Raw genomic sequence first — 24,425 nt, forward strand, 5'->3', positions numbered from 1 at the left:
AATCAGAGTGCTGCCGGCTCGTGATGGGTCAGCCGCTCCTCGACTCGCTCCAGCGAGCCGAGGGCGAAGAAGTCGTCGAAGGAGGCGATTGGAACCTGCTCGGTCAGCTTCGAGACGAAGTCGTCCGAACCGAGCTCCTCCTCGATCGCCTCCACTTCCGCCGAAAGCGGCCGGTCGACAACATAGAAATCCGCATGTTTGCGCACGACCTCGTAGAGCATGGCGGCAACACCCTTCGGTTCATCGCCGAGTATGTCGATCGCCTGAGCCGACAGCAGCGCCTCGAGGGCGGCGAGGCGTTTCAGCGCCCGCATCTGCCGGTCGAAGCGCTCGATGACGAGCGGCAGGAAGGCCGCCTCGTCCTCCAACCCGGCTGCGACGACCAGCGACTGGGCCGAAACAGGATTGGACATCGACAGCACGCGCGAGAAGATCTCGCCGGCAAGCTTGATGATCGGCCCGAAACCTGTGGCGATCCGCCCCGGCGGCACGAGATTGACCGGCAGGTCGCGTCGCTGGCCGTTGCCGAGAATGACACAGCGATTGAAGGCGTTGCGCGCCGCATGCGCCATGCAGAGCGCGGCCGATTCGAGCAGGATCGTTACATCGAGCGGCAGCGAACCGCCCGACGTCATCACGCGGCCCTCGACGACGACGGGATTGTCGTCCGAGCGGCCGGTGGCGGCAAGGATCTTGTGGCCGGTCGACAAAAGGTTTTCGATCACCGCGCCGAACACCTGGGCGATCATGCGCAGGCTGAGCGGATCCTGCACATGGGTCGCGACCGGCCAGTTCCATTCTTCGGAAGCATTGCAGAGCCAGGCGCCGATCAGCGCTTCGCGCGCCGTGCCGACATGGCGGACCGCCTTCCAGGGATCGCGGGAAGCGCCGAGCGCGCCGGCCGCCATCATCGCCGTCGCCAGCAGGATGCGGATCGAGGCCGCGGCATTGCGCGTCGTTTCCGCCGCCGAGGCAAAGCTCACCGCGTTGATGCTGAGCGAGGCGAGGCTGTCGCGCGGCGCCATCCGCATCGGTTCCAGCCCGGCCGCCCGGAATGCCTCGGCCGCCTGCATCCGGTTGCCGCGATAGATCGCTTCGCCGACGCCGGTCAGCACCGCGCCGATCTGTCCCATCAGCCCGATATCCGCACAGCCGATGGAGCCGGTGCGGCGCACGACCGGGATGAGATCGGCCTCGAGCATCCGGATATAGGCCTCGATCAGCTCCGGCGTGCAGCCGACCTGGCCGGTCAGCGCCGTATTGATGCGGATCGCCATGGCATTGCGCACGATGTTGCAGGAAAAGGGTGTGCCGGTGCCGAAATGATGGGCGCGCACCAGGCCGAGATTGAAAGTGTCGAGTTCGTCGGCCGACCACTCCACATCCTTCATGGCGCCGACGCCTGTCGTCGAGCCGTAGACGGGCATGCCGGAGGCAATTGCATCCTCGACGATCTCGCGGGCGATCGCGATGCGGGACATGCCTGTCGCCGAAGCCGAAATCGCAGCCTTGCCCGCACCAATCGTCACCATCTCGGCAAAACCGAGCGGTCGTCCGGAAAGTTCGATGCCAAGGCGTTCGTGCTTCATGTGCCTATCTCCTTGAAAATGAGACTAAGCGAGCCCTCCGTCACATGGGATATCCCAAATGCCGAACACAGCATGTTTTTGGCAGACGGTCAGCTCAGCATCCAGGCAATATAGAGAAGCGTCAATGCGATGATCCACAGCGCGATCCTGGCCGAGCGATTGTGGCGCGCCTCGGCCTTGCCGATCGCATCCGCCGTCTGCGCATCGAAACGCAGCCCGTGCTCGCTCATATGCAGAAGCTGGTGGTGGAATTTTTCGGTCTTCGCCGCAATTTCCGGCACGGCTTCGGCGAGCTTGACCGCCGCCTTCAGCCCGTCCTTGATATCGGTGGCGATCCGCTTCGGCCCGAGATTGGTGCGGATCCAGTCGCCGACGACGGGCTCGGAGGCCTTCCACATGTTGAAGCGCGGATTGAGCATGCGCGACACGCCCTCGACCACGACCATGGTCTTCTGCAGCATCACCAGTTCCGGCCGCGTCGCCATGTCGAACAGTTCGGTCACTTCGAACAGCAGCGTCAGCAGCTTGCCCATCGAGATCGTCTCGGCCGGCTGCCCGTGGATCGGCTCGCCGATCGCCCGGATCGCCTGGGCAAAGCTCTCGACATTGTGATGGCCGGGCACATAGCCCGCCTCGAAATGCACCTCGGCGACGCGAATATAGTCGCGGGTGATGAAGCCGTAGAGGATTTCGGCGAGGAACCGCCGCTCCTTCTTGCCCAGCCGCCCGACAATGCCCATGTCGACGGCGACGATCATGCCGTCGGCATCGACGAAGAGATTGCCCGGATGCATGTCGGCATGGAAAAAGCCGTCGCGCAGCGTGTGGCGCAGGAACGACTGGATCAGCGTATCGGCAAGCAGGTTGAGATCGTGACCCGCCGCCCGCAGGCCCTCGACGTCGGACATTCTCGTGCCGTCGATCCACTCCATGGTGATGACGTCGCGCCCGGTGCGCTCCCAGTCGACCTTCGGCACCCGGAAGCCCGGGTCTTCTTCGGTATTCTCGGCGATCTCGGAAAGGGCGGCCGCCTCCAGGCGAAGATCCATCTCCACCTTGGTCGTCTGCTCTAGCGTCTTCGTCACCTCGACCGGTCGCAGCCGCCGGCTGAACGGCAGGAAACGCTCCTGCATATGGGCAACGAGATACATCGCCTCGATGTCATGGGCGAAGCGCTGGCGCACGCCCGGCCGCACGATCTTGACGGCGACCTTCTTGCGGCCCGCCGATGTCTCGACCTCGGCCGGATGCACCTGGGCGATCGAGGCGGCGGCGATCGGCTCGCCGAAGCTCGCATACAGCTCGCCGATCGGCCGTCCAAGCGAGCCTTCGATATTGGCCTTGGCGGCGGCCGAGGGAAAGAAGGCCATCCGGTCCTGAAGCTGCGACAGGTCGTTGGCAAATTCGACGCCGACGACATCCGGCCGCGTCGCCAGGAACTGCCCGATCTTCACATAGGAGGGGCCGAGCCGTTCGACGGCCTGCGCCAGCCGGTCGCTGCGCGCAATCGCCTTGGCGCGGTTGCGCGCAAACACGCCGACGAAGGATTTGGCAAGGCTGATCGGGGGCGGCAGGCCCTCCGACGGCAGCGCCGAGATCACGCCTTCGCGCACAAGAATCCAACCGACCCGAACGAGCCTGAAATATGCCCCGAAAGTGCTCATGTCCTGTGTGATTCTCGCGCGACGCTATCCGAAAACCGCTCTACATTTTTCGACGTCATGCGTCAGAGCTTCCAGCCGGAATGGAGAGCGGCGATGCCGCCGGTATAATTGGTGTAGGTGACGCGCGAAAAGCCGGCCTGGCGGATCATGGCCGCAAAATTCTCCTGGTTCGGGAACTTGCGGATCGATTCCACCAGATATTGGTAGGGTTCGGCATCGCCGGTGATCGCCTTGCCGAATTGCGGAATGGCATTGAATGACCAGGCGTCGTAGATCTTGTCGAGAAGCGGCATATCGACTTCGGAAAATTCCAGCACCAGCAGCCGTCCGCCGCGTTTCAACACGCGATAGGCTTCCGACAGCGCGACGTCGATCCTCGGCACGTTGCGGATGCCGAAGGCGATCGTATAAGCATCGAAGCTGCCGGCCTCGAAAGGCAGTTCCTCGGCATTCGCCTCGACGAAGGTGAGATTGCCGGAAAGCTTCTTCTTTTCCGCCCGCTCGGCACCGACGCCGAGCATCGAGCCGTTGATGTCGAGCACGGTGGCATGCGCCTGCCGGCCCGAGGCCTCGACGATGCGGAAGGCGATATCGCCCGTGCCGCCGGCGACGTCGAGCACCTTGTAACCCGGCTCCTTGCGCGGGTTCAGCGCCGAAATCATCGCATCCTTCCAGGCGCGGTGCATGCCCATCGACATGACGTCGTTCATGATGTCGTAGCGCTTGGCGACCTTGTGGAACACCTGGTTGACCAGGCCCTGCTTCTCGCCGTCAGGCACCTCGCGGAAGCCGTAGGAGGTCTCCATGCCGCCATCGGCGGAAGTGCGGCTTTCTGACATCAGACTGCTCCATTCCTGAAGATTCGGGCGCGGCGGCCATAGCGAAAGACCGTGCGCGACGTTATCTATGGACCGCGTTCTCCGCGGCACACTGGCGCTATAGCGCACATCGTCGTCGGTTGAAACACGTTAGATATAGATGGGTTAAGATGCCGGAATTGCCAGAAGTCGAAACGGTGAAACGCGGCCTGACGCCGGCGATGGAAGGCACGCGCATCACCAGGCTGGAACTGCGGCGCGGCGATCTGCGCTTCCCCTTTCCCGACGCTTTCGCCGACAGGGTTTCCGGCCGCACTATTGTCGGTCTTGGCCGCCGCGCCAAATATCTGCTGGTCGACCTCGACGACGGCAACACGCTGATTTCCCATCTCGGCATGTCCGGTTCCTTTCGCATCGAGGAGGGCCGCATCGAGGAGGGGGTTGCCTCCGCTGCGCCAGGCGAATTCCATCATGCCCGCTCGAAGGACGAGAAGCACGATCACGTCGTCTTCCATTTGCAGGGTGCAAGCGGCCCGCGCCGCGTCGTCTATAACGATCCGCGTCGTTTCGGCTTCATGGATATGGTGGGGCGGGCCGATCTTGCCGCCCATCCCTTCTTCCGCGATCTCGGCCCGGAGCCGACGGGAAACGAACTCGGCGCCGCCTATCTCGCCGACCGCTTCCGCGACAAGGCGCAGCCGCTGAAGAGCGCGCTGCTCGACCAGAAGAACATTGCCGGTCTCGGCAATATATATGTCTGCGAGGCGCTGTGGCGCTCGCATCTTTCGCCGGTCCGCGCCGCCGGCTCGCTGGTGACGGCGGCCGGCAGGCCGAAGGCGCAGCTCGACCTGCTCGTCGCCTCGATCCGCGACGTCATCGCCGATGCGATCGCGGCCGGCGGATCGTCGCTGCGTGACCATATCCAGACCGACGGATCGCTCGGCTATTTCCAGCATTCCTTCTCCGTCTACGATCGCGAAGGTCAGGCTTGCCGCATGCCCGGCTGCGACGGTACGGTCGCCCGCATCGTCCAGGCGGGTCGCTCCACCTTCTATTGCGCCGCCTGCCAGAAGTAAGAGTGAGAAACCGGGAGAACAGCATGACCTACGAGACCCTGATCGTCGAAACCCGAGGCAATGTCGGCCTCGTCACGCTGAACCGTCCGCAGGCGCTGAATGCCCTGAACTCCACCGTGCTGAAGGAGCTGAAGGAGACCTATGCCGGCTTCCACGCCGATGAGACGGTCGGCGCGATCGTGCTTACCGGTTCCGAGCGCGCCTTTGCCGCCGGCGCCGATATCAAGGAAATGCAGGCGCTTCAGTTTGCCGACATCTATAAGAGTGATTTCATCAGCGGCTGGGATGATGTCGCCAAGGCGCGCAAGCCTGTCATCGCTGCCGTCAGCGGTTTTGCGCTCGGCGGCGGCTGCGAGCTCGCCATGATGTGCGATTTCATCATCGCCTCGGAGACGGCGAAGTTCGGCCAGCCGGAAATCACCCTCGGCGTCATTCCAGGCATGGGCGGCTCGCAGCGGCTGACGCGCGCCGTCGGCAAGGCGAAGGCGATGGACCTCATCCTGACCGGCCGGATGATGGATGCGGCGGAAGCCGAACGATCGGGACTCGTTTCGCGTGTGGTGGCGCCCGAGCGTCTGCTCGACGAGGCTTTTGCCGCGGCCGAAAAGATCGCCTCGCTGTCGCGCCCCTCGGTCCTGATGGCCAAGGAGGCGGTCAACCGCGCATTCGAGACGACGCTGGAGGAGGGCTTGCGTTTCGAGCGCCGGCTGTTTCACAGTCTCTTTGCCACCGACGACCAGAAAGAAGGCATGGCGGCCTTCGTCGAGAAGCGCAAACCGGCTTTTACGCACCGTTGAATGTTTTTCGGCGCTTGCCGGTGGTAAAGCTTGAAAATCCGCGTTGACGTGGGCCGGCTTTAGAGTTATATGCCCGCCCACGGTTCGGAAAGCCGGTTTGGTTTTCCGCGATTGCTCCCGCATTGCTGGATTTTGTGGCCGCAGGGCCCGCGGTAATGGCGGAGTTTGTTCGAATTCTTGAGAGAGGCATCCATGGCCAATACAACTTCGGCGAAAAAAGCGACCCGCAAGATCGCCCGCCGTACCGACGTCAATAAGGCTCGTCGCTCGCGCGTTCGTACTTTCGTTCGCCAGGTCGAAGAGGCCATCGCATCCGGTGACGCCGCCAAGGCGAAGGAAGCTTTCCTGGCGGCTCAGCCCGAGCTTGCCCGCGCCGCCAGCAAGGGTGTGCTGCACTCCAATACGGCATCGCGCAAGGTCTCGCGCCTGGCTGCTCGTGTGAAGGCTCTTTCGGTCACCACGACCGCATAATCTTCCTTTAACGACTTCCTCTTTATGATTAGCCCGGTAATTTTACCGGGCTTTTTCGATTCATCCAATCAGCCCCTGCATGGTTAATCTCACGACTGTTTCGTGTCAGTGCCATGACAGGAAAAATTGTTTAAAAACAATGGCTTGCGCTAGGATGCTTTCACGCCGCGCGACTCTACCCCACGCTTTCGGGGTCAGGGGTGAGTCAAGAAGATTTTTATTTTTTTTCTTTCCATGCGTGTCAAAATAGCCCGAACGGGGAATCTCCTTGATTCAAAAGCGATTCTTTTTTGACGCTGGTGTGACGCCCGAAAAGGGCAGGCGGAGTCAATGGCCGCTTCTTAATTTTGCGTAAAATTCATCGTTGATATTGCCTTTTGATCCTGCCTAAATGGCTTTCAACAAAGGGCGCGGACATCACCTGCAGAGGCTCGGTCTTAACTGCCACGTCGGCAGGGCGATAAGTTTGTGCCCCTTGTTACGGAGCATTGCGTTTCCGTTTTTTCAAGCACTTGACGGATTTGGGCCGTAACGTGGCTGTTACGGAGCGGGGATGTTTTGTGCCTTCAGCGGCCACACGTTTAAGGCGAGGCCGCCGGAGAGGGTTAAAGTGATATTGCGTTCGGGCTGGTCGGCCGAAAACGAGGATCGACCGCCAGCCTGGCACGGAAAGCCGCTGAAGGTTCCGCATGAATGCGGTCCCTGCAACGTAATTCTGTTGCCGGTCCCTTCGGGGGCAGTGTTTGAGTGAACCGGCAGGTGAGCGGCTTCATGAGGATGCCGTCAGCCCGCCAAAGCGGGGAATGATCGGGCGGCTATTTTAGCGGAAGCCGCCCGGTGGAATTGAAAGGCGGCATTATGCACATGAATACGATGACGACGGGCGGGCTCGACAATGGGGATGCGGCACCGCAGACGTTCGGCACCATTCGCCTGGAAGTGGGGGAAGCAAAGGCGGACATGAAGCACAGCATCTTGTTTGAGCGCGTCAGCGCGCGCTTGAAGGCCCAGGTCGGTCCTGACGTCTATGCCAGCTGGTTCGCCAGGCTGAAGCTGCATTCGGTATCGAAGAGCGTCGTTCGCCTCTCTGTTCCCACGACCTTCCTGAAGTCGTGGATCAACAATCGTTATCTCGATCTCATCACCGGTCTGTTCCAGGCCGAGGACCCGGAAATTCTCAAGATCGAAGTCCTGGTGCGCACGGCAACGCGCAGCGGCACCAAGGCGCTGGATGAGGCGGTTCAGCCCGAGCCGGTCGTTGCCCCCCAGATGCGCCGCCCGACGAGCGCCCAGCCGGCCGGTCAGGCCGTCCAGCAGGCGGTGTCGGCTGTTGCTGCGGCAAGGCCCGCAAGCTTCGGTTCGCCGCTCTTTGGCTCGCCGCTCGATAGCCGCTTCACCTTCGATACCTTTGTGGAAGGCAGCTCGAACCGGGTCGCGCTTGCGGCTGCCAAGACGATCGCGGAAGCCGGTTCCGGCGCCGTGCGCTTCAATCCGCTCTTCATCCATTCGACGGTCGGCCTCGGCAAGACCCATCTGCTGCAGGCGGTCGCCAATGCGGCGGTGCAGAACCCGAGAGCGCTGCGCGTCGTCTATCTGACGGCCGAATATTTCATGTGGCGCTTCGCCACCGCAATCCGCGACAATGATGCGCTGACGCTGAAGGATTCGCTGCGCAACATCGATCTCCTGATCATCGACGACATGCAGTTCCTGCAGGGCAAGATGATCCAGCATGAATTCTGCCATCTCCTCAACATGCTGCTCGACAGCGCCAAGCAGGTCGTCGTTGCTGCCGACCGTGCGCCCTGGGAGCTGGAGTCACTCGATCCCCGCGTCCGTTCGCGCCTGCAGGGCGGTGTCGCGATCGAATTCGACGCGCCGGATTACGAGATGCGTCTCGAAATCCTCAGGCGTCGCCTTGCTGCAGCCCGGCTCGAAGATCCATCACTCGAAATTCCGGCCGAACTGCTCCAGCATGTCGCCCGCAACGTCACGGCCAGCGGCCGCGAACTCGAAGGCGCCTTCAACCAGCTGGTCTTCCGCCGCTCCTTCGAGCCGAACCTGTCGATCGAGCGCGTGGACGAACTGCTCGCCCATCTGGTCGGCTCCGGCGAGCCCCGCCGGGTGCGCATCGAGGATATCCAGCGCATCGTCGCCAGGCACTACAACGTCTCGCGCCAGGAACTGGTCTCGAACCGCCGCACCCGCGTCATCGTCAAGCCGCGCCAGATCGCCATGTATCTGTCGAAGACGCTGACGCCGCGCTCCTTCCCGGAGATCGGCCGCCGTTTCGGCGGTCGTGATCACACGACCGTGCTGCATGCCGTACGCAAGATCGAGGAACTGATTTCGGGAGACACCAAGCTTTCGCACGAAGTCGAGCTTCTGAAGCGGTTGATCAACGAATAATCGACGATTCTCTTCTGAATTCGACGGCCGGAAGCGATTCCGGCCGTTTTCCTTTATAAGTTTTTTATTCTATACCTCCGGCGCATCCAGTGCATGTCAAAGACTGAAGCGCTGAAATGAGCGCGTGGGAGGAATGAATGAGTTTCGAAAAGATCGCCGTTCTCGGCCTGGGCAAGGTCGGACGGCTGGCGGCGACGCTGTTGCATGAAGGCGGCTTCGAGGTGATCGGCGTCGATGCGCAGCTGCCGCTGAGCGACGTCCCCTTCAAGTGCCGCACCGGCGATATTTCAGATCCCGCGGTGATCGGCGAACTGCTCTCCAGTGTCGAGGCGGTGCTGTCCTGCCTGCCTTATCATTTGAACATCGAGTTGGCGCGCGCCGCCCATCTTGCCGGCATTCATTATTTCGATCTGACCGAAGATGTTCCCACAACCAATTTCATCATCGAACTGTCGAAGACCGCCCGCGGCCTGATGGCGCCGCAATGCGGCCTGGCGCCGGGTTTCGTCGGTATCGTCGGCGCGAGCCTGGCCGACGGCTTCGATCGCTGCCGTTCGATCCGCATGCGCGTCGGCGCCCTGCCGCAGCACCCGACCGGGCTGCTCGGCTACGCCTTCAACTGGTCGCCCGAGGGCGTCGTCAACGAATATCTGAACGACTGCGAGGTGATCGAGGGCGGTGTCCGCAAGCTGGTCTCGCCGATGGAATGGCACGAGACCGTCTATGTCGGCGGCGTCAAACTCGAAGCCTTCACCACCTCGGGCGGTCTTGGCACCATGTGCGACACCATGCTCGGCAAGATCGACAATCTCGATTACAAGACGATGCGTTATCCCGGCCATATGGAGCTGATGAACTTCTTCTTCCACGAACTGCTGATGCGCGACAAGCGCAAGCTCGCCGGCGAGATCCTGACCAACGCCAAGCCGCCGGTTGAAGACGATGTCGTCTATGTCCATGTCGCCGCTGAAGGGACGGAGAATGGCAGCCTGCGCCGCAAGGAATTCGTGCGCGCCTATTACCCGATCGAGATTGCCGGCGCCCGCCGCACCGCAATTGCCTGGACGACCTCGGCCTCGGTCGTGGCCGTCATCGAAATGGTCCGCGACGGCCTGCTGCCGGCGACCGGCTTCCTGCACCAGGAGCATATTCCGCTGGAGATGTTCTTGAAGACGCCGACCGGCAGCCTGTTCAAATCAGGCGCGACCAGCCACGGCTGATAAATGCGCTCCAGCGCGGCGGCGATATCGATGCCGCCGCGTTGTAAATTCGCACGTCGTATTGATGTCAGCAGGCGAGATCGGCGACGACGGAGTCGAGGATCAGCATGCCGGACGGCGTGCAGCGCAGGCGTGAATTGCCGATCCGCTCGATGAATTTGTGTTCCAGCAGGAATTCCTCGCGTTTCGGGTCGAGGTCGCGGCCCGAAAGCTGCTGCCAGCGGGCAAGATCGACACCTTCCCGGAGCCGCAGCCCCATCAGCAAGAGCTCGTCGGACTGTTCCTCGAAGCCGAGCCGCTCCTCGTCGAGAATGCCGTGGCCGTCGCGCTCGACCATGTCGAGCCAGGCTTCCGGCTTGCGCTCGGTCGCCGTGGCGATCTTCTCCGGGCCGCGTGTCAGCCGGCCATGGGCGCCGGGGCCGATGCCGGCATAATCGCCGTAACGCCAGTAGGTCAGGTTATGCCGGCTTTCGGCACCCGGCCGGGCGTGATTGGAAACCTCATAGGCCGGCATGCCCTCGCGCGCGGTGATCTCCTGCGTCGCCTCGTAGAGCAATGCCGATTGCTCGCCGTCCGGCACGACCAGCTTGCCCGCCTTGTGCAGGCCGTAGAAGGGCGTGCCTTCCTCGATGGTCAGCTGATAGAGGGAGAGATGGTCGACCGCATAGGAGATAGCCTCCTTCAGCTCTTTCTCCCATTCCTCGACCGTCTGCTGCGGCCGGGCATAGATCAGATCGAAGGACATGCGGGGAAAAATGTCGCGCGCCAGCCGGATTGCTTTCAGCGCGTCGGCGACATCATGCAGACGGCCGAGGAATTTCAGGTCCCGATCATTCAGCGCTTGCACGCCGAGCGAGACACGATTGACGCCGGCGGCCCGATAGCCGCGGAAGCGGTCGGCCTCGACGCTCGAAGGGTTGGCCTCCATGGTGATTTCGATGCCGGCAGGCACGTGCCAGTGCCGGGCAATGCCGTCGAGAATGGCCGAGACCGTTTCCGGCTTCATCAGCGAGGGCGTGCCGCCGCCGAGGAAGATGCTGGTGACCGTCTTCGGCCCGCTCATCGCCCGCACCGTTGCCATCTCCTTCAAGAAGGCAGCGGTGAAGCGCTCCTGATCCACCGGCTGGTGGCGCACATGGCTGTTGAAATCGCAATAGGGACACTTCGCCGCACAGAAGGGCCAATGCACGTAGACGCCGAAGCCGGGCTCACCGGTATCGGGCAAAAGTGCTGCATCGCGCGAGCTGCTTGGCGTGTCTGATGTGCCCACGTACCGACCTTATGCCTCCAGGCAGGTTTCGACGAAGAGTTTGAAGGCGCGGGCCCGGTGCGACAGCGCTTGCGGCTTGCCGACGTTCCAGCCGTGTTTTTCCTCGCCGCTCATTTCGCCGAAGGTGATGTCGTAACCCTTAGGCTGGAAGACCGGATCGTAGCCGAAGCCCTGGGTGCCGCGCGGCGGCCAGACGACGCTGCCTTCCACTTCGCCACGGAACAGCTCCGTGTGCCCGTCCGGCCAGGCGAGGCAGAGCACGCTGATGAAACGTGCGGTGCGCTGTTCCGGCTTCGTCGCGCCGGCATCCTGCAGCGCCTTTTCCACCTTGGCCATCGCCATGTCGAAATCGCGCGTGCCGTCGGCCCTCTCCGCCCAGTTGGCGGTGTAGACGCCGGGATCGCCGCCGAGCGCGTCGACCACCAGTCCGGAATCGTCCGAAAGCGCCGGCATGCCGGCGGCATTGGCCGAGGCGACCGCCTTGATCGTCGCATTCTCCTCGAAACTCGTGCCGGTCTCGTCAGGCTCGACGAAATTCAGCTCCGCCGCCGATTTGGCGGTGAAGCCGAGCGGCCCGATCAATTCCTGGATCTCGCGGATCTTGCCGGCATTGTGGCTGGCGACGACGATGGTCTTCGTTTCAAGCTTGCGCATTCAGATATCCTGTTCGATGCCCCAGATTTTAGCCTCTGCGCATTCCAGGCTGTTGCCGGCCGGATCGCGGAAATAGATCGAGCGGCCGCCGTTCGGCCAGCGCACCTCGGATTCGATCGCCACATCAGCCGCCGTCAGCTTCTCGGCCATGGCGTCGATATTGCGGCCGGATACCCGGAAACAGGCATGGCCCTGGCCGGTCGTGCCGTGCGGCGGCACCTGCAGGGCATCAGGCGCCGGCGGCTTCACCGTTTCCTCGGGGTTGAAGATCAACAGAACGCCGGGCCCGCAGCGGAAGAAGACATGCCGGTTGGCGGCGCGGGCGATCTTCTCCAGTCCGAGGACGTCTTCGTAAAACGCCTCGGCCTGATCGAGATCCCGCGCATAGAGCGCCGTTTCCAACATGCCTTCCAGCATGGGGTTCATCCTTCGACGGCTTGCTTCTGCAGCGCCACCAGTTCGCCGATGCCGTTTCTGGCAAGCTGCATCAGCGAGGTGAATTCGCCCTCGCTGAACGGCGTGCCCTCGGCCGTGCCCTGGATCTCGACGATCCCGCCGGTGCCGGTCATGACGAAGTTCGCATCGGTCTCGGCCGAGGAATCCTCGAGGTAATCGAGATCGATCACCGGCTGGCTGGCGAAGATACCGCAGGAGATGGCGGCGACATGATCCTTCAGGACCCGGTCGACCTTGATCATGTTGCGGCTTTCCATCCATTTCAGGCAGTCGTAAAGCGCGATCCAGCCGCCGGTGATCGAGGCGGTCCGCGTACCCCCATCGGCCTGGATGACGTCGCAGTCGAGCGTGATCTGCCGTTCGCCGAGCGCCTGCAGGTCGACGACGGCGCGCAACGACCGGCCGATCAGCCGCTGAATTTCCTGGGTGCGGCCGCCCTGCTTGCCGGCGGCGGCCTCGCGCTTCATCCGTTCGCCGGTCGCCCGCGGCAGCATGCCATATTCGGCGGTGACCCAGCCCTTGCCGGTATTGCGCAGCCAGGGCGGCGTCTTTTCTTCAAGGCTGGCCGTGCAGAGCACATGCGTATCGCCGAACTTGACCAGGCAGGAGCCTTCCGCATGCTTGGAAAAATTGCGCTCGAACGAGACCTTGCGCATCTGGTCGATTTTTCTGCCTGAAGGCCGCATTCTTATCTCCTGGGGTTTGTTGACCGCTTCTACGATTGGCGGCGCCTATTTGCAAATTCCCTTTTGCCACAGGTGCGAGTTTGACTTACTTTTCGGGAAGTATCATCAGCGCGGGTTCGTAAGCTTCATGGGCATCAGGTCGACGTCGGTTTCGGATGCTGTTGCCGCACTGGACGAGCGCTCCAGGGAAATTTTTCGGCGCATCGTCGAAGGCTATCTGGAAAGTGGCGAGCCGCTCGGTTCGCGCAACCTGTCCCGTCTTCTGCCGATGTCGCTGTCGCCGGCCTCGGTGCGCAACGTCATGAGCGATCTCGAAGAACTCGGCCTGATCTATTCGCCGCATGTCAGCGCCGGACGGCTGCCGACCCAGATCGGCCTGCGTTTCTTCGTCGATGCCTTCATGCAGGTCGGCGACCTCTCCGCCGAGGAGCGCGCCAACATCGACCGGCAGGTGCGGGCCGAAAGCGGCGGCAATCCGGTGGAATCGATGATGAACGAGGCAAGCCGCATGCTGTCCGGCATTTCGCGCGGCGCCGGCCTCGTCATCACCTCGAAAAGCGATCCGGTGCTGAAACATGTCGAGTTCATCCGGCTCGAACCGACCAAGGCGCTGGCCGTGCTCGTCGGCGATCACGATCAGGTGGAAAACCGCATCATCGAGCTGCCGGCGGGCGTCACCTCCTCGCAACTGACCGAGGCGGCGAATTTTCTCAATGCCCATATGTCCGGCCAGACGCTGCCGGAACTCCGCAAGCAGTTGAGCCGGCTGAAGGATGACGTCCGCCACGAGCTCGATGCCCTGTCGCGCGATCTCGTCGAGCGCGGCATCGCTGTCTGGGCCGGCAGCCCGGACGAAGGCAAGCCCGCGCAACTGATCATCCGCGGCCGCGCCAACCTGCTCGAGGGCCTCGCCGGCGCCGAGGATCTCGACCGGCTGCGCCTGTTGTTTGACGATCTCGAGAAGAAGGACAGCCTGATCGAGATTCTCAATCTCGCCGAAACCGGTTCCGGCGTGCGCATCTTCATCGGTTCGGAAAACAAGCTCTTCTCGCTGTCCGGCTCGTCGTTGATCGTCGCGCCCTATCGTGACGATGACGATCGCATCGTCGGCGCCGTCGGCGTCATCGGCCCGACGCGGCTCAATTATTCCCGCATCGTGCCGATGGTGGATTACACCGCCCAGCTCGTCTCCCGCCTTTCGCGCAATCAGCTTTGATGCCGCAACTGGCGAACGTGCGGAATTTTCGCTTCTTTGTCACGCAGACTTGATTTTTTTCGGTCAAACCTCGATATCGGGCGCATCTGAAGACACCAACCGGAGACCGTCATGACCGATGACACGACGAAAAACGGACCTGACGCAACTGCGGCCGATGCCGCAGCCGACGCTGCCGCCTACGTCGAGAACGATATTGCGCAGGAAGAGGCTGCCCAGCCGGACCCGCTCGAGCTTCTGAAAGCCGAAAACGGTGAGCTGCGCGACCGCTATCTGCGCCTTGCCGCCGAGATGGACAATCTGCGCCGGCGCACCGAGCGCGAAGTGAAGGACGCCAAGTCCTATTCCGTCGCGGGTTTTGCGCGCGACATGCTCGCCGTCTCGGACAATCTGCGCCGCGCGCTTGATGCCATCTCTCCGGAGACCAAGGCCGCGGCCGATGCCGGCCTCAGCACCCTGATCGAAGGTGTCGAGATGACCGAGCGCGCCATGCTGTCGGCTCTTGAGCGCCACGGCGTTCGCAAGCTGGAGCCGGTCGGCCAGAAGTTCGATCCGAATTTCCACCAGGCGATGTTCGAGGTGCCGAACCCCGACGTGCCGAACAATACGGTCGTCCAGGTCGTGCAGGCAGGCTTCACCATTGGCGAACGCGTGCTGCGCCCGGCCATGGTCGGCGTCGCCAAGGGCGGCCCCAAGCCGGCCGAAGCCGAAACCAACTCCGTCTTCGACGAGAAGGACGCTTAAGGTCGTTTCCCTTCCGCTGAGGAAGGGAAACCAAAGCTTCAGATGCGGGCGAAGCGTTCGATCAGCAGATCGAAGAAGCCGTCCGCATCGACATGGCGCATGACCTTGGCATTGCGCTTGCGCTCGGTCACATGCCACCAGTCGACGACGGTCATGCCGACGGTGAGTTCGGACCGGACCTCGATCTCGACATTGCACTCCCGACCCTTGAAAAGCTCCGGCTTCAGCAGATAGGCGATCACGGTCGGGTCGTGCAGCGGCCCGCCGTCGGAGCCGTATTTCTCGATATCGAACCGCTCGAAGAATTCCAGCATCTCGACCATGGCCTTAACAGGCGCCGTGCCGATTTCGGCCATGCGCTTCACCCGGTCCTTGCGGGTCAGCAATTGGTGAGTGACGTCAAGCGGCATCATCACGATCGGCACGCCTGAGCGAAAGACGATATCGGCGGCCTCGGGATCGACATAGATGTTGAATTCGGCGGCCGGGGTGATGTTGCCGCCCTCGAAGAAGCCGCCGCCCATCATCACCAGTTCGCGGATGCGGGGAACGATGTCGGGCGCCTTCTGGAAGGCCAGGCCGATATTGGTGAGCGGCCCGAGCGTGCAGAGCGTCACCGTGCCTGTCGGCTCGCGGCGCAGCGTCTCGATGATGAAATCGACCGAATGGTCGGGCTGCAGCGCCATCGTCGGCTCGCTGAGGTCGGGCCCGTCGAGGCCGGTCTTGCCGTGCACATGTTCGGCCGTCACCAGCTTGCGGGCGATCGGCGCGTCGGCGCCGGCGAAAACCTTTGTCTCCCGCCGGCCGCAGAGCTCGCAGACGATGCGCGCATTGCGGCTGGTGAAGGAAAGCGGCACGTTGCCGGCGACCGTCGTGATCCCCAGCACCTCCAGCTCCTCGGGACTGCCGAAGGCCAGCATGATGGCGGCCGCATCGTCCTGGCCGGGATCCGTGTCGATGATGATCTTTCTTGCGCTTGCCATTCCGATCGTTCCATCCTCGCGGGTGCGCTTTGCCTCGGCATGCACCGATTTGTTCATTTCCCGTCACAAATCAGCACAGTCCGTGCGGGCATGTTTTGATGCGAGGCAGCCGCCGCTTTGTCAAGCAAGCAGCCGGCGGCACCGCTTTAAAATTGTGAGGCGCCGCCGGCACGTCGCACCGTGCCTTGCAGCACTGGGCTGCTCTCCCCATATTAGCGGCATCCGGACGCTGCGTTTAAGGTCCGGGATGGTCGCTTGCATCAAGGACTTGAAAAGAGATGAGCCGCATTACCCCTTTCGCCAGCCCGCTGCTTCTGGGCTTCGATGCCATGGAAAAGACGCTGGAGCGCATTTCCAAGGCGAGCGACGGATATCCGCCCTACAATATCGAGCGCATCGCCGCCGACAACGGCGCCCCGGAACGTCTGCGCATCACCCTTGCCGTCGCCGGTTTCAGCGAGGAGGAACTCGATGTCTCCATCGAGGAGAACCAGCTTCTGATCCGCGGCCGCCAAGTGGAACAGGGCGAACGGGACTATCTCTATCGCGGCATCGCCGCCCGCCAGTTCCAGCGCACCTTCGTTCTTGCCGACGGCATGCAGGTGCTCGGCGCCGGCCTGAAGAACGGTCTGCTCTCCGTCGATCTAATTCGTCCGGAACCCGCGCGCATGGTCAAGAAAATTAACATTTCGGTTTCACAGTAGCACAACGGTTTGTCGAACCGTTGGTCCCTTCTTCCGGAGGAACAGGAATGTTGATGAAAGAAGCCACGTCTCACTTGACCAAATCCGAGCTTGCCCACATCGGCAACGGCGAGGTCGCCTACATCAGAAAAATGCGCACCGAAGAGGTCGCCAAGTGCTTTCCCGAGGCGCCGGATATCGATCCGAACGTCGATCTCTGGGCACTCTTCGGCGCCGACGGCACGCCGATCCTCTTGACGGACAATCGCTCCAGCACCTTCTTCAAGGCTGCCGAGGATGAACTGAAGACGGTCAGCCTGCACTGACCGTCAGAGAGTGTCCGTCCGTCGCGTTTCACCGCTCTTGCGGTGCGCGGTCGCTTATCCGATTTTGCTGCGGTCGGGGCTGATGCCACGATATATGCGCGTAGCCTGCTTTCGACGTTTTCCGTGCGATGATATTGGAAGCTCCAGGATTCGGTATCAAATCCCACCAGACTGACAGGGGTATGGCAACTGTGCGCCAGCAGGAGAGATTGGCGTCGGGTTGGATTAGTGACCGCATTGGGGCCGTAAGCCGACCGGCAGCTTTTTGGCGCTCACACGCGATAACAGACATCCAGCGAGGAAAGATTAGCGCCATCCCTGACCGATGCGGACGCGTGATCACTAGGAGCGTTTCTTCCGCTTTGCGGCCAAAAGCGGTGAGCAAGCGGTAACTATGCGACCAAACACCAACTCTTCGAGTAAGATCTTCAGCTTCGACGGATTTGGGTCTAGAGAGCATTTCCCCGACATCTGAGTTAGTATTGCGACTGAGGAACCGAATTCAGCCACAGGCGAGCTGGTGTGGACGTTGCCGCTTGGTTGCAATGAATCGGTGTCACAGCCCTTGAATAGTGCCGACCTCTGATAGTGGTGAAGCCTGCCGTCCAATTTTGCCTCGCGCTCCTTGATCGGAAAAGTCGAGATGGGTCGATACCCGAAATTCGAGAATGCTGAACAAGATTAGGGAGCACGCCAACAAGCAGAAATCGCATGAGCTTGATCTCTACTATGGAATTTCAGCATAGCGGATGATGCTCTGATTTTGGACGTTGGCGACTAATTCATCAGAACGAGACAAAAATCGGCGGAGCAAAGGTGAGGAATTTGAATCGTTGTATCCTAAGGTGAGATCAATTGTCGGAGGCACACCCTCAAGTGCTCTAGCAACGACATTTGGCGTCAGCATATTTTGCGCATAAAGCGGAATAAGCGTTATTCCACCTGTAGACACGACGAGCGACATTGCTGACGGTAGGCCTTCGCCTTCGTACTCTGCCTTGAGGGTGATCCCAACGTTCGACGCGTAATCTTGGATCACGGATTGCAATACGGGAGAAATTCTAGCCGAACTGACGTAAGTTTCGCGGGCAAGGTCCTGCGGCCGGATCTTTTTGCGCGACGTCAAGCGATGGTCCGCTGGCAGTACGGCGATCAGTGGCTCCTTGGCTAAAAACTTGAAGGACACACCAACACTCTGCGTCTCGGGGCGAAGGAACGCGACGTCCAGCTTGCCTCGCATCAGTGCCAAAGCAAGGTCCGGGGAAGACTGACTGGACAATATGATTTCAACCTCCGGCGCTTCCTCACGAATAATGCGCAATGCATGGGGTAGCCACACGACCTCTTGCCCTGCGAGAAAACCGATAGTGAACGACTGCTTTTCTGGTCGTTCTGCCCGCCGGGCTCCTTCCGCAGCCGCCTCGACTTGCAATAACGCCAGCCGCGCGTGATCAAGAAACACTTTACCGGCGGCGGTGAGCGTCACGCCGCGCGACTGCCGTTCCAGCAGCTTTACACCGACTTCGGTTTCCAGATCGCGAATTTGCCTGCTGAGTGAGGGCTGGGACGTGTGAAGTCGCCGCTCTGATGCGGTCAGTAAGCTTCCCTCCTCCGCAACAGCAACAAAATAGCGCAAATGCCTCAGCTCCATCGGATCCTCGCTATACCTTTAAGGCATAGCTCGAACGTACAAGGTATTTGTCTTCGATAGAAGGGGGATTTAATTAACGTCGCAATTTCGGGATAAAATCGAACGCGCCTCACCGGAGTATTTCGCCTGCGCTTCGAAAAGAAAGATGAGGCATGCGTGGCAATATTGCGTTGATTATTGCAGTGGCGCGTGGATGAATGGCTCTAATTGATTATTTTGACCTTCAAAGGAATGTTTAACAGCGCAGAGGGAGAGACTCGATGCCTACAATCACTACCACGGACGGCGTAAACATCTTCTACAAGGACTGGGGCTCAGGCCAGCCGATCGTTTTCAGCCACGGCTGGCCGCTGTCGGCGGACGATTGGGACGCCCAGATGACCTTCTTCCTTCGCCAGGGCTACCGGGTGATCGCCCACGACCGGCGCGGCCACGGCCGATCCGACCAGCCCGGCACCGGCAACGACATGGACCACTGGGTTGCCGACCTCGCGGCCCTGACCGAGCACCTCAACCTGCGCGACGCGATCCACATCGGCCACTCCACAGGTGGCGGTGAGGTGGCTCGCTATGTCGCTCGCCACCCGGAGCGCGTCTCGAAGGCGGTACTGGTCGCTTCCCTGACGCCGAACATGTACCGGAGCGAGGAAAACCCGTCCGGTCAGCCGCCGGAGTGGTTCGAAGCGATCCGAGCGGGCGTGCTGGGCAACCGGTCGCAGTTCTTCCGGTTCGTCCCTGAGAACCCGTTCTACGGTTACAACCTCGACGGGGCCGAGCCTTCGGAGGCGATCATTGCGAACTGGTGGCGCCAGGGCATGGCCGGTGGTGCCCTGGCTCACTACGCGACTGTCGACTCTTGGCTGGAAGATTATACCGAAGACCTCAAGAAGATCACCGTGCCGGTGCTGGTGATGCATGGCGAGGCCGATCAAGTCGTCCCCTTCGCAAGTTCTGTGCCGCGTGCGGTCGACCTCCTCAAGAGCGGGTCGCTGAAGACCTACCCGGGCTACCCCCATGGCATGCTGACCACACATGCAGATGTCCTCAACCCCGACCTGCTCTCGTTCATCAGGTCTTGACGACATCGACCGGACCGCGGCCTTCATCCAACGTCGGCCGGACGATCTGTCACCCGGCAGTGCCGGGTGACACCTGTTGGTGCTGGTACGTGGAGCGTTCCCGGAGGGTGCTTCCGACAGTGGCAATTTGCTTGGCGCGTAGTGAAAGATGCAACTTGTGGCGCTTAAATTTTTCGTTGCGGTGGCCGATTACTCCACGGCCGAAATGGCTCGGCGGGTGCCACTTGTGACGGAATACCAGAAAGTTCCAGCAGCCCCGGGCAATCCTTCGCGCAGCCGAACATTGCGTCTGTCCGCCGACTTTCCTTGAGCCTCAGATCTTCCTGAACGTCAGATAGGCCGAAGAGCGGCCCTCGCGCCGGGCCTTGGCCTCGTAGCGCGTGCTCGGCCAGCCCGCATAGGGGGTGAGCCAATCCGCTGCATTCTCGGCCACCCAGTCGAAGCCGCCATGGTCGCGGCATTTGAGCAGCGTCCAGTTCACATAGGTGTCGATGTCGGAGGCGAAACAGAAGAGGCCGCCGGGCTTCAGCACGCGATGAAAGCGGTCGAGATTGGTCTTTGAGACGAAGCGCCGCTTCCAGTGTTTCCGTTTCGGCCAGGGATCGGGATAGAGCAGATCGATCTGATCGAGCGAGGCGTCCGGCAGCCAGTCGAGCAGCTGCGTCGCGTCGTCATTGTAGACACGGATATTGGAGGTGCCGGTCTCGCCGATGCGCGACAGCAGCTTCTGCATGGAATTGACGAAGGGTTCGACGCCGATGAAGCCGGTCGACGGCGTTTCCAGGGCGCGGTGGATCAGATGTTCGCCGCCGCCGAAACCGATTTCCAGCCGCAAGCGCTCGACCGGAACCGGGAAGAGGGACGTCAGCGGCGCCGGGGGCGCCGCCGAGAGATCGATCAGGAATGCCGGCAGCAGGCTGTTCAGCGTCTCGGCCTGCTGTTCGCGCAGAGCCTTGCCTTTGCGGCGACCGAAAAAGGCTTCGGTCGCCCGGCCGCGACGTTCCATATCCGTCATGCTTTATCTCAGGCCTTTACGCTTTCCTTGAGCGCCTTCACGAGGTCGGTGCGCTCCCAGGAGAACGAGCCGTCGCGGCCGGCCTTGCGGCCGAAATGGCCGTAAGCGGAGGTCTTGGCGTAGATCGGCTTGTTGAGGTCGAGATGGCGGCGGATACCGGTCGGCGAAAGGTCCATGTTCTTGCGGATCGCTGCCTCGATCTGATCCTCGGTAACCTTGCCGGTGCCGTGCAGGTCGACATAGATCGATAGCGGCTGGGCGACGCCGATCGCGTAGGAGATCTGGATCGTGCAGCGGTCGGCAAGGCCGGCGGCGACGACGTTCTTGGCAAGGTAACGGGCGGCATAGGCCGCCGAACGGTCGACCTTCGTCGTGTCCTTGCCGGAGAATGCGCCGCCGCCATGCGGAGCGGCACCGCCGTAGGTGTCGACGATGATTTTGCGGCCGGTGAGGCCCGCATCGCCGTCCGGTCCGCCGATGACGAACTTGCCGGTCGGATTGATGTACCACTTGCAATCGTCAGCGATCTTCAGCTCGCCCAGCGCTTCGCGGATATAGGGCTCGACGACGGCGCGAACCTTGTTCGAATCCCAGCTCTCGTCGAGATGCTGGGTCGACAGCACGATCGAGGTTGCTTCCGACGGCTTGCCGTCGACGTAGCGCACGGTCACCTGGCTCTTGGCGTCGGGGCCGAGCTTGGCGACTTCGCCGTCGCCCTTCTTGCGGGCGACTGCCAGCAGCTGCAGGATCTTGTGGGAATAATAGATCGGGGCCGGCATCAGGTCCGGCGTTTCGCGGCAGGCGTAACCGAACATGATGCCCTGGTCGCCGGCGCCCTCGTCGCCCTGCTGGTCGGCGGCGCTGTCGACGCCCTGCGCGATGTCGGCCGACTGCGAATGCAGCAGCACGTCGATCTTGGCCTTCTTCCAGTGGAAGCCGTCCTGCTCGTAGCCGATATCCTTGATGGCGCGGCGCGCGGCGGCCTTGAACTTCGACGGGTTGATGACGTCCTTGCCGTCCTTGTCCTTCTTCATCAGGCTCGGCGGCAAGCGGACTTCGCCGGCGATGACGACGCGGTTGGTCGTCGCCAGCGTTTCGCAGGCAATGCGCACGCCCCACGGATTGACGCCGGTCTTGGCCGCTTCGCGGTAGACCAGATCGACGATCTCGTCGGAGATGCGGTCACAGACTTTGTCCGGATGACCCTCGGCAACAGATTCGCTGGTAAAGAGATAATTCGCGCGCATTTCGGGATTCCCCTCAAAGAATAAAAGCCAGCTAGTAGGTACTCAGTTCGAGGCTTGATGACAAGCGCAGAAGGACATAAATATATCTTTATATCTGCGGCAAAGTGACAAATTTTGCCCCAAAAACGCAGAAAAGGCGGCCTTTCGACCGCCTTTCGAATTCCACGCCTGATGTGGTTCAGTCGGCGTCGGCTTCAGCCGCCAGCGCCTTCACCAGCTCCACGACCTTGCGGCGAACCTTGGGATCGGAAATCTTGACGAAGGCGCGGTTGAGCTGCAGGCCTTCCGAGGAAGACAGGAAATCGACGACGTAATTCGAGCTGGAGGCCTCGGCCATGCCGCCCATGGAGCCGGTATGTTCGCCGGGCGCGTCCTCGAAGAAAAAGGAAACCGGAACATTGAGAATGTTCGAGATGTTCTGCAGGCGGCTTGCGCCGACGCGGTTGGTTCCCTTCTCGTATTTCTGGATCTGCTGGAATGTAATGCCGAGACTTTCGCCCAGTTTCTCCTGGCTCATGCCAAGCATCGTTCGGCGGAGACGAATACGGCTGCCAACGTGGATGTCGATGGGATTTGGCTTCTTCTTGTTTTCAATCATGGTCGTGCCCTAGCTAAGAATTTCAACTGTTTCTAACCGGCATGCCCCTGATCCATCCCAAAACGCCACGTTGCAGGCGGTAAGAACCCACCTTCAAACATACGCTAAGAACGCCGATTGTCATCACTATGCAATTTTAGGGGTTTTTGGTCAATTCAACCCGGAAATAAAACCTCTACGAGAAATTAGCGCAATCAAAATGAGCAGCGCCTCGGTCAACCAGAAGTATGTTTGCCGGGGGATTGGCGTTCCGTCCCCTTCGCCGAGCCTATCAAGAGTTGCATCGATAAAGCCGGTTTGCTCGAGATCGAGACCGGCGATAATTTCCCCATGTGCGTTCACCAGCGCCGAAATGCCGCTATTGGCATCACGAATCAACGGCAGCCCGGTTTCGACAGCCCGGACCCGCGCCTGCTGGAAATGCTGATAGGGGCCGGGTGTCGCACCGAACCAGGCATCATTGGTGATATTGAGGATCGCATTGGCGTCTTTGATGTCGCCGGTCATTTCATCGGGGAAAATAATCTCGTAGCAGATCAGCGGATAGAGATTGAGCCCGCCGGGCAGCGCCAGCAGGTGCCGGCTTGCCGCGGCCGAAAATCCTCCCGGTATCTCGACGACATTCTGGATGCCGAATTCGGTGAGCACGTCCTCGAAGGGCAGATATTCGCCGAAGGGCACCAGATGCACCTTGTCGGAAGCGGCGATGATCTGGCCGCGGCCGTCGATCACATAGATGGAATTATAGTAGCGCGCAGGCGTGCCCGGTCCCATCTCCTCGGCGCGGACGGCGCCGGCGATCAGGATCTGGTTGTCGTCGAGCGTATCGGCGATCCGCGTCAGCGCATCCTGATTGTCTGTCAGGATGAAGGGGATCGAGGTTTCCGGCCAGACGATGATGTCGGGCTTGCGTGCGCCATTCCTCGGCGCTTCGGCCGACAGCTTCAGATGCGTCTCGAAGATCGCATTGCGGTCGGCGTCGTTGTCCATCTTCGCGGCCTGGTCGATATCAGGCTGCACCAGCCGCACCACCGGCCGCTTGTCCTCGGGCAAGGCTTCCGGCCGCGGCGCGAGATGGAGGGCATAGGCCCCATAACCGAGATGGGCGGCAAACAGCGCGACGGCGAGCGCGATGCCCCCGCGTGCGCCTTGGCGTGTCCCGGCAAGGGCCGGCGCGGAAAAGATGAAGACGGCAAGCGCCGTCACCCCCATAGCCCCGATCACATGCGCCGACTGCATCATCAGCGGAACGGGCATCATCCCGTAGCCGATGGCGTTCCAGGGAAAGCCGGTGAGGATCACGCTTCGCAGCCATTCCATCAGCCCGAAGCCGGCCGCCAGTGCGGCGATCCGCCCCATGCCATCCGACCAGAAGATGCGGGCAAGGGCGGTCGCCAGCCCGTAGAAGATCGCCAGACAGGCCGGCAGCCCGAGGATGGCTAAGGGCAGCGCCCAGGCGAATTCCTCCTGATCGACCAGCAGCGCATGGCCGAGCCACCACAGGCCCGCGACGAAATAGCCGAAGCCGAACAGCCAGCCGGTAGCAAATGCGGGCCACAGCCTGCCGACCAGGCCGCTTTCAGGCGAAGCCGCCGCCCCGTCGATCAGCCAGACGAGCAGCGTGAAGGAGATGAACATTGCCGCGAAAAAGCCGATGGGCGGCAGCGCCAGAACCGCAAATGCTCCGGCGGCGATGGCCAGCAGCGACCGTTTGAAACCCCAGACGAGGATAACCCTGTCCGCAAGCCGCTCCATGCGCACTCCCATCAAACC

At 61.5% G+C, this 24,425-nt stretch carries 23 protein-coding genes; 10 read left to right on the forward strand and 13 right to left on the reverse strand.

What is annotated here, in order from left to right; genetic code table 11:
- Positions 1 to 2 precede the first annotated feature (2 nt).
- The 3 genes from FHT79_RS16125 to ubiE form a co-directional block, all read right to left on the reverse strand.
- Positions 3 to 1,589: an aromatic amino acid lyase gene (locus tag FHT79_RS16125; protein ID WP_127431567.1), complete on the reverse strand. Its 1,587-nt coding sequence runs from the start codon at positions 1,587 to 1,589 to the stop codon at positions 3 to 5.
- An 89-nt stretch (positions 1,590 to 1,678) separates the two neighbouring features.
- Complete coding sequence (gene ubiB / locus FHT79_RS16130) at positions 1,679 to 3,253, reverse strand: 2-polyprenylphenol 6-hydroxylase (RefSeq protein ID WP_127431568.1); 1,575 nt, start codon at positions 3,251 to 3,253, stop codon at positions 1,679 to 1,681.
- Between the two features lie 62 nt (positions 3,254 to 3,315).
- On the reverse strand, positions 3,316 to 4,092 hold the full coding sequence (gene ubiE, locus FHT79_RS16135; RefSeq protein ID WP_063474780.1) for a bifunctional demethylmenaquinone methyltransferase/2-methoxy-6-polyprenyl-1,4-benzoquinol methylase UbiE: 777 nt from the start codon (positions 4,090 to 4,092) through the stop codon (positions 3,316 to 3,318).
- Positions 4,093 to 4,241: 149 nt separating this feature from the next.
- Here ubiE and mutM point away from each other — a divergent pair, with 149 nt between their 5' ends.
- From mutM to FHT79_RS16160, 5 genes are all read left to right on the forward strand, one after another.
- Positions 4,242 to 5,147, forward strand: a complete 906-nt coding sequence (mutM, locus tag FHT79_RS16140) for a bifunctional DNA-formamidopyrimidine glycosylase/DNA-(apurinic or apyrimidinic site) lyase (protein WP_183903689.1) — start codon at positions 4,242 to 4,244, stop codon at positions 5,145 to 5,147.
- 23 nt (positions 5,148 to 5,170) lie between these two features.
- Complete coding sequence (locus tag FHT79_RS16145) at positions 5,171 to 5,944, forward strand: enoyl-CoA hydratase (RefSeq protein WP_183903690.1); 774 nt, start codon at positions 5,171 to 5,173, stop codon at positions 5,942 to 5,944.
- A 192-nt stretch (positions 5,945 to 6,136) separates the two neighbouring features.
- Positions 6,137 to 6,415, forward strand: a complete 279-nt coding sequence (gene rpsT / locus FHT79_RS16150; protein WP_003544819.1) for a 30S ribosomal protein S20 — start codon at positions 6,137 to 6,139, stop codon at positions 6,413 to 6,415.
- A gap of 858 nt (positions 6,416 to 7,273) precedes the next feature.
- Positions 7,274 to 8,824 (forward strand): chromosomal replication initiator protein DnaA, encoded by a 1,551-nt coding sequence (gene dnaA, locus FHT79_RS16155; RefSeq protein WP_047617290.1) that lies wholly within the window; start codon positions 7,274 to 7,276, stop codon positions 8,822 to 8,824.
- A 137-nt stretch (positions 8,825 to 8,961) separates the two neighbouring features.
- Positions 8,962 to 10,044 carry a saccharopine dehydrogenase C-terminal domain-containing protein gene (locus tag FHT79_RS16160; RefSeq protein ID WP_047617221.1) on the forward strand — a complete coding sequence of 361 codons (1,083 nt, stop codon included), beginning with the start codon at positions 8,962 to 8,964 and terminating at the stop codon, positions 10,042 to 10,044.
- Positions 10,045 to 10,111: 67 nt separating this feature from the next.
- Here FHT79_RS16160 and hemW read toward each other — a convergent pair whose 3' ends face one another.
- The 4 genes from hemW to rph are packed head-to-tail and all read right to left on the reverse strand — an operon-like array spanning position 10,112 to position 13,110.
- A complete protein-coding gene (gene hemW / locus FHT79_RS16165) occupies positions 10,112 to 11,314 on the reverse strand; it encodes a radical SAM family heme chaperone HemW (RefSeq protein WP_047617219.1) in 1,203 nt (400 codons plus the stop codon).
- 9 nt (positions 11,315 to 11,323) lie between these two features.
- On the reverse strand, positions 11,324 to 11,968 hold the full coding sequence (rdgB, locus tag FHT79_RS16170) for an RdgB/HAM1 family non-canonical purine NTP pyrophosphatase (protein ID WP_047617217.1): 645 nt from the start codon (positions 11,966 to 11,968) through the stop codon (positions 11,324 to 11,326).
- Positions 11,969 to 12,394, reverse strand: coding sequence for a VOC family protein (locus tag FHT79_RS16175; protein WP_063474777.1), 426 nt, complete (start codon positions 12,392 to 12,394; stop codon positions 11,969 to 11,971).
- Positions 12,391 to 13,110: a ribonuclease PH gene (rph, locus tag FHT79_RS16180; protein ID WP_011650181.1), complete on the reverse strand. Its 720-nt coding sequence runs from the start codon at positions 13,108 to 13,110 to the stop codon at positions 12,391 to 12,393. The genes FHT79_RS16175 and rph overlap by 4 nt, the downstream gene beginning before the upstream one ends.
- Before the next feature lie 127 nt (positions 13,111 to 13,237).
- Between rph and hrcA the strand changes: the two genes are divergently transcribed.
- Together hrcA and grpE are read left to right on the forward strand one after the other, a co-directional pair.
- The gene (gene hrcA / locus FHT79_RS16185; RefSeq protein WP_047617213.1) at positions 13,238 to 14,326 is read left to right on the forward strand and encodes a heat-inducible transcriptional repressor HrcA; all 1,089 of its coding nucleotides are present in this window, start codon (positions 13,238 to 13,240) and stop codon (positions 14,324 to 14,326) included.
- 111 nt (positions 14,327 to 14,437) lie between these two features.
- The gene (gene grpE / locus FHT79_RS16190) at positions 14,438 to 15,070 is read left to right on the forward strand and encodes a nucleotide exchange factor GrpE (protein ID WP_047617212.1); all 633 of its coding nucleotides are present in this window, start codon (positions 14,438 to 14,440) and stop codon (positions 15,068 to 15,070) included.
- Positions 15,071 to 15,108: 38 nt separating this feature from the next.
- On the opposite strand, the gene FHT79_RS16195 is transcribed toward grpE, so the two are convergent.
- Positions 15,109 to 16,053 carry a nucleoside hydrolase gene (locus FHT79_RS16195; RefSeq protein WP_183903691.1) on the reverse strand — a complete coding sequence of 315 codons (945 nt, stop codon included), beginning with the start codon at positions 16,051 to 16,053 and terminating at the stop codon, positions 15,109 to 15,111.
- A gap of 278 nt (positions 16,054 to 16,331) precedes the next feature.
- Here FHT79_RS16195 and FHT79_RS16200 point away from each other — a divergent pair, with 278 nt between their 5' ends.
- Together FHT79_RS16200 and FHT79_RS16205 are read left to right on the forward strand one after the other, a co-directional pair.
- The gene (locus FHT79_RS16200; protein ID WP_047617210.1) at positions 16,332 to 16,757 is read left to right on the forward strand and encodes an Hsp20 family protein; all 426 of its coding nucleotides are present in this window, start codon (positions 16,332 to 16,334) and stop codon (positions 16,755 to 16,757) included.
- 47 nt (positions 16,758 to 16,804) lie between these two features.
- Positions 16,805 to 17,062: a DUF1150 family protein gene (locus tag FHT79_RS16205; protein ID WP_008524631.1), complete on the forward strand. Its 258-nt coding sequence runs from the start codon at positions 16,805 to 16,807 to the stop codon at positions 17,060 to 17,062.
- A gap of 727 nt (positions 17,063 to 17,789) precedes the next feature.
- Here the strand turns inward: FHT79_RS16205 and FHT79_RS16210 are convergent.
- A complete protein-coding gene (locus tag FHT79_RS16210; protein WP_183903692.1) occupies positions 17,790 to 18,713 on the reverse strand; it encodes a LysR family transcriptional regulator in 924 nt (307 codons plus the stop codon).
- Positions 18,714 to 18,973: 260 nt separating this feature from the next.
- Between FHT79_RS16210 and FHT79_RS16215 the strand changes: the two genes are divergently transcribed.
- Positions 18,974 to 19,792, forward strand: coding sequence for an alpha/beta hydrolase (locus tag FHT79_RS16215; RefSeq protein WP_183903693.1), 819 nt, complete (start codon positions 18,974 to 18,976; stop codon positions 19,790 to 19,792).
- A gap of 313 nt (positions 19,793 to 20,105) precedes the next feature.
- Here the strand turns inward: FHT79_RS16215 and FHT79_RS16220 are convergent, their stop codons facing one another.
- The 4 genes from FHT79_RS16220 to lnt form a co-directional block, all read right to left on the reverse strand.
- Complete coding sequence (locus tag FHT79_RS16220) at positions 20,106 to 20,807, reverse strand: tRNA (guanosine(46)-N(7))-methyltransferase TrmB (protein ID WP_097543225.1); 702 nt, start codon at positions 20,805 to 20,807, stop codon at positions 20,106 to 20,108.
- Between the two features lie 8 nt (positions 20,808 to 20,815).
- On the reverse strand, positions 20,816 to 22,054 hold the full coding sequence (gene metK, locus FHT79_RS16225; RefSeq protein WP_018485328.1) for a methionine adenosyltransferase: 1,239 nt from the start codon (positions 22,052 to 22,054) through the stop codon (positions 20,816 to 20,818).
- Positions 22,055 to 22,232: 178 nt separating this feature from the next.
- Entirely contained in the window at positions 22,233 to 22,652 is a 420-nt protein-coding gene (locus FHT79_RS16230) for a helix-turn-helix domain-containing protein (RefSeq protein WP_028757650.1), read from the reverse strand.
- A gap of 150 nt (positions 22,653 to 22,802) precedes the next feature.
- A complete protein-coding gene (gene lnt / locus FHT79_RS16235; RefSeq protein WP_183903694.1) occupies positions 22,803 to 24,407 on the reverse strand; it encodes an apolipoprotein N-acyltransferase in 1,605 nt (534 codons plus the stop codon).
- Positions 24,408 to 24,425 lie beyond the last annotated feature (18 nt).

The sequence above is a fragment of the Rhizobium sp. BK212 genome, assembly GCF_014197475.1.
Classification (GTDB): Bacteria; Pseudomonadota; Alphaproteobacteria; order Rhizobiales; family Rhizobiaceae; genus Rhizobium; species Rhizobium anhuiense.

Excerpts from the sequence above, each read along its gene's own strand:
- FHT79_RS16210 (WP_183903692.1), bottom strand. The coding sequence starts at position 18,713 with ATGGAGCTGAGGCATTTGCGCTATTTTGTTGCTGTTGCGGAGGAGGGA.
- lnt (WP_183903694.1), bottom strand. The coding sequence starts at position 24,407 with ATGGAGCGGCTTGCGGACAGGGTTATCCTCGTCTGGGGTTTCAAACGG.
- ubiB (WP_127431568.1), bottom strand. The coding sequence starts at position 3,253 with ATGAGCACTTTCGGGGCATATTTCAGGCTCGTTCGGGTCGGTTGGATT.
- mutM (WP_183903689.1), top strand. The coding sequence starts at position 4,242 with ATGCCGGAATTGCCAGAAGTCGAAACGGTGAAACGCGGCCTGACGCCG.
- FHT79_RS16230 (WP_028757650.1), bottom strand. The coding sequence starts at position 22,652 with ATGATTGAAAACAAGAAGAAGCCAAATCCCATCGACATCCACGTTGGC.
- dnaA (WP_047617290.1), top strand. The coding sequence starts at position 7,274 with ATGCACATGAATACGATGACGACGGGCGGGCTCGACAATGGGGATGCG.
- FHT79_RS16145 (WP_183903690.1), top strand. The coding sequence starts at position 5,171 with ATGACCTACGAGACCCTGATCGTCGAAACCCGAGGCAATGTCGGCCTC.
- metK (WP_018485328.1), bottom strand. The coding sequence starts at position 22,054 with ATGCGCGCGAATTATCTCTTTACCAGCGAATCTGTTGCCGAGGGTCAT.
- FHT79_RS16220 (WP_097543225.1), bottom strand. The coding sequence starts at position 20,807 with ATGACGGATATGGAACGTCGCGGCCGGGCGACCGAAGCCTTTTTCGGT.
- FHT79_RS16175 (WP_063474777.1), bottom strand. The coding sequence starts at position 12,394 with ATGAACCCCATGCTGGAAGGCATGTTGGAAACGGCGCTCTATGCGCGG.
- hrcA (WP_047617213.1), top strand. The coding sequence starts at position 13,238 with ATGGGCATCAGGTCGACGTCGGTTTCGGATGCTGTTGCCGCACTGGAC.
- grpE (WP_047617212.1), top strand. The coding sequence starts at position 14,438 with ATGACCGATGACACGACGAAAAACGGACCTGACGCAACTGCGGCCGAT.
- rdgB (WP_047617217.1), bottom strand. The coding sequence starts at position 11,968 with ATGCGCAAGCTTGAAACGAAGACCATCGTCGTCGCCAGCCACAATGCC.
- FHT79_RS16215 (WP_183903693.1), top strand. The coding sequence starts at position 18,974 with ATGCCTACAATCACTACCACGGACGGCGTAAACATCTTCTACAAGGAC.
- rph (WP_011650181.1), bottom strand. The coding sequence starts at position 13,110 with ATGCGGCCTTCAGGCAGAAAAATCGACCAGATGCGCAAGGTCTCGTTC.
- FHT79_RS16195 (WP_183903691.1), bottom strand. The coding sequence starts at position 16,053 with ATGGCAAGCGCAAGAAAGATCATCATCGACACGGATCCCGGCCAGGAC.
- FHT79_RS16200 (WP_047617210.1), top strand. The coding sequence starts at position 16,332 with ATGAGCCGCATTACCCCTTTCGCCAGCCCGCTGCTTCTGGGCTTCGAT.
- rpsT (WP_003544819.1), top strand. The coding sequence starts at position 6,137 with ATGGCCAATACAACTTCGGCGAAAAAAGCGACCCGCAAGATCGCCCGC.
- FHT79_RS16125 (WP_127431567.1), bottom strand. The coding sequence starts at position 1,589 with ATGAAGCACGAACGCCTTGGCATCGAACTTTCCGGACGACCGCTCGGT.
- FHT79_RS16160 (WP_047617221.1), top strand. The coding sequence starts at position 8,962 with ATGAGTTTCGAAAAGATCGCCGTTCTCGGCCTGGGCAAGGTCGGACGG.
- ubiE (WP_063474780.1), bottom strand. The coding sequence starts at position 4,092 with ATGTCAGAAAGCCGCACTTCCGCCGATGGCGGCATGGAGACCTCCTAC.
- FHT79_RS16205 (WP_008524631.1), top strand. The coding sequence starts at position 16,805 with ATGTTGATGAAAGAAGCCACGTCTCACTTGACCAAATCCGAGCTTGCC.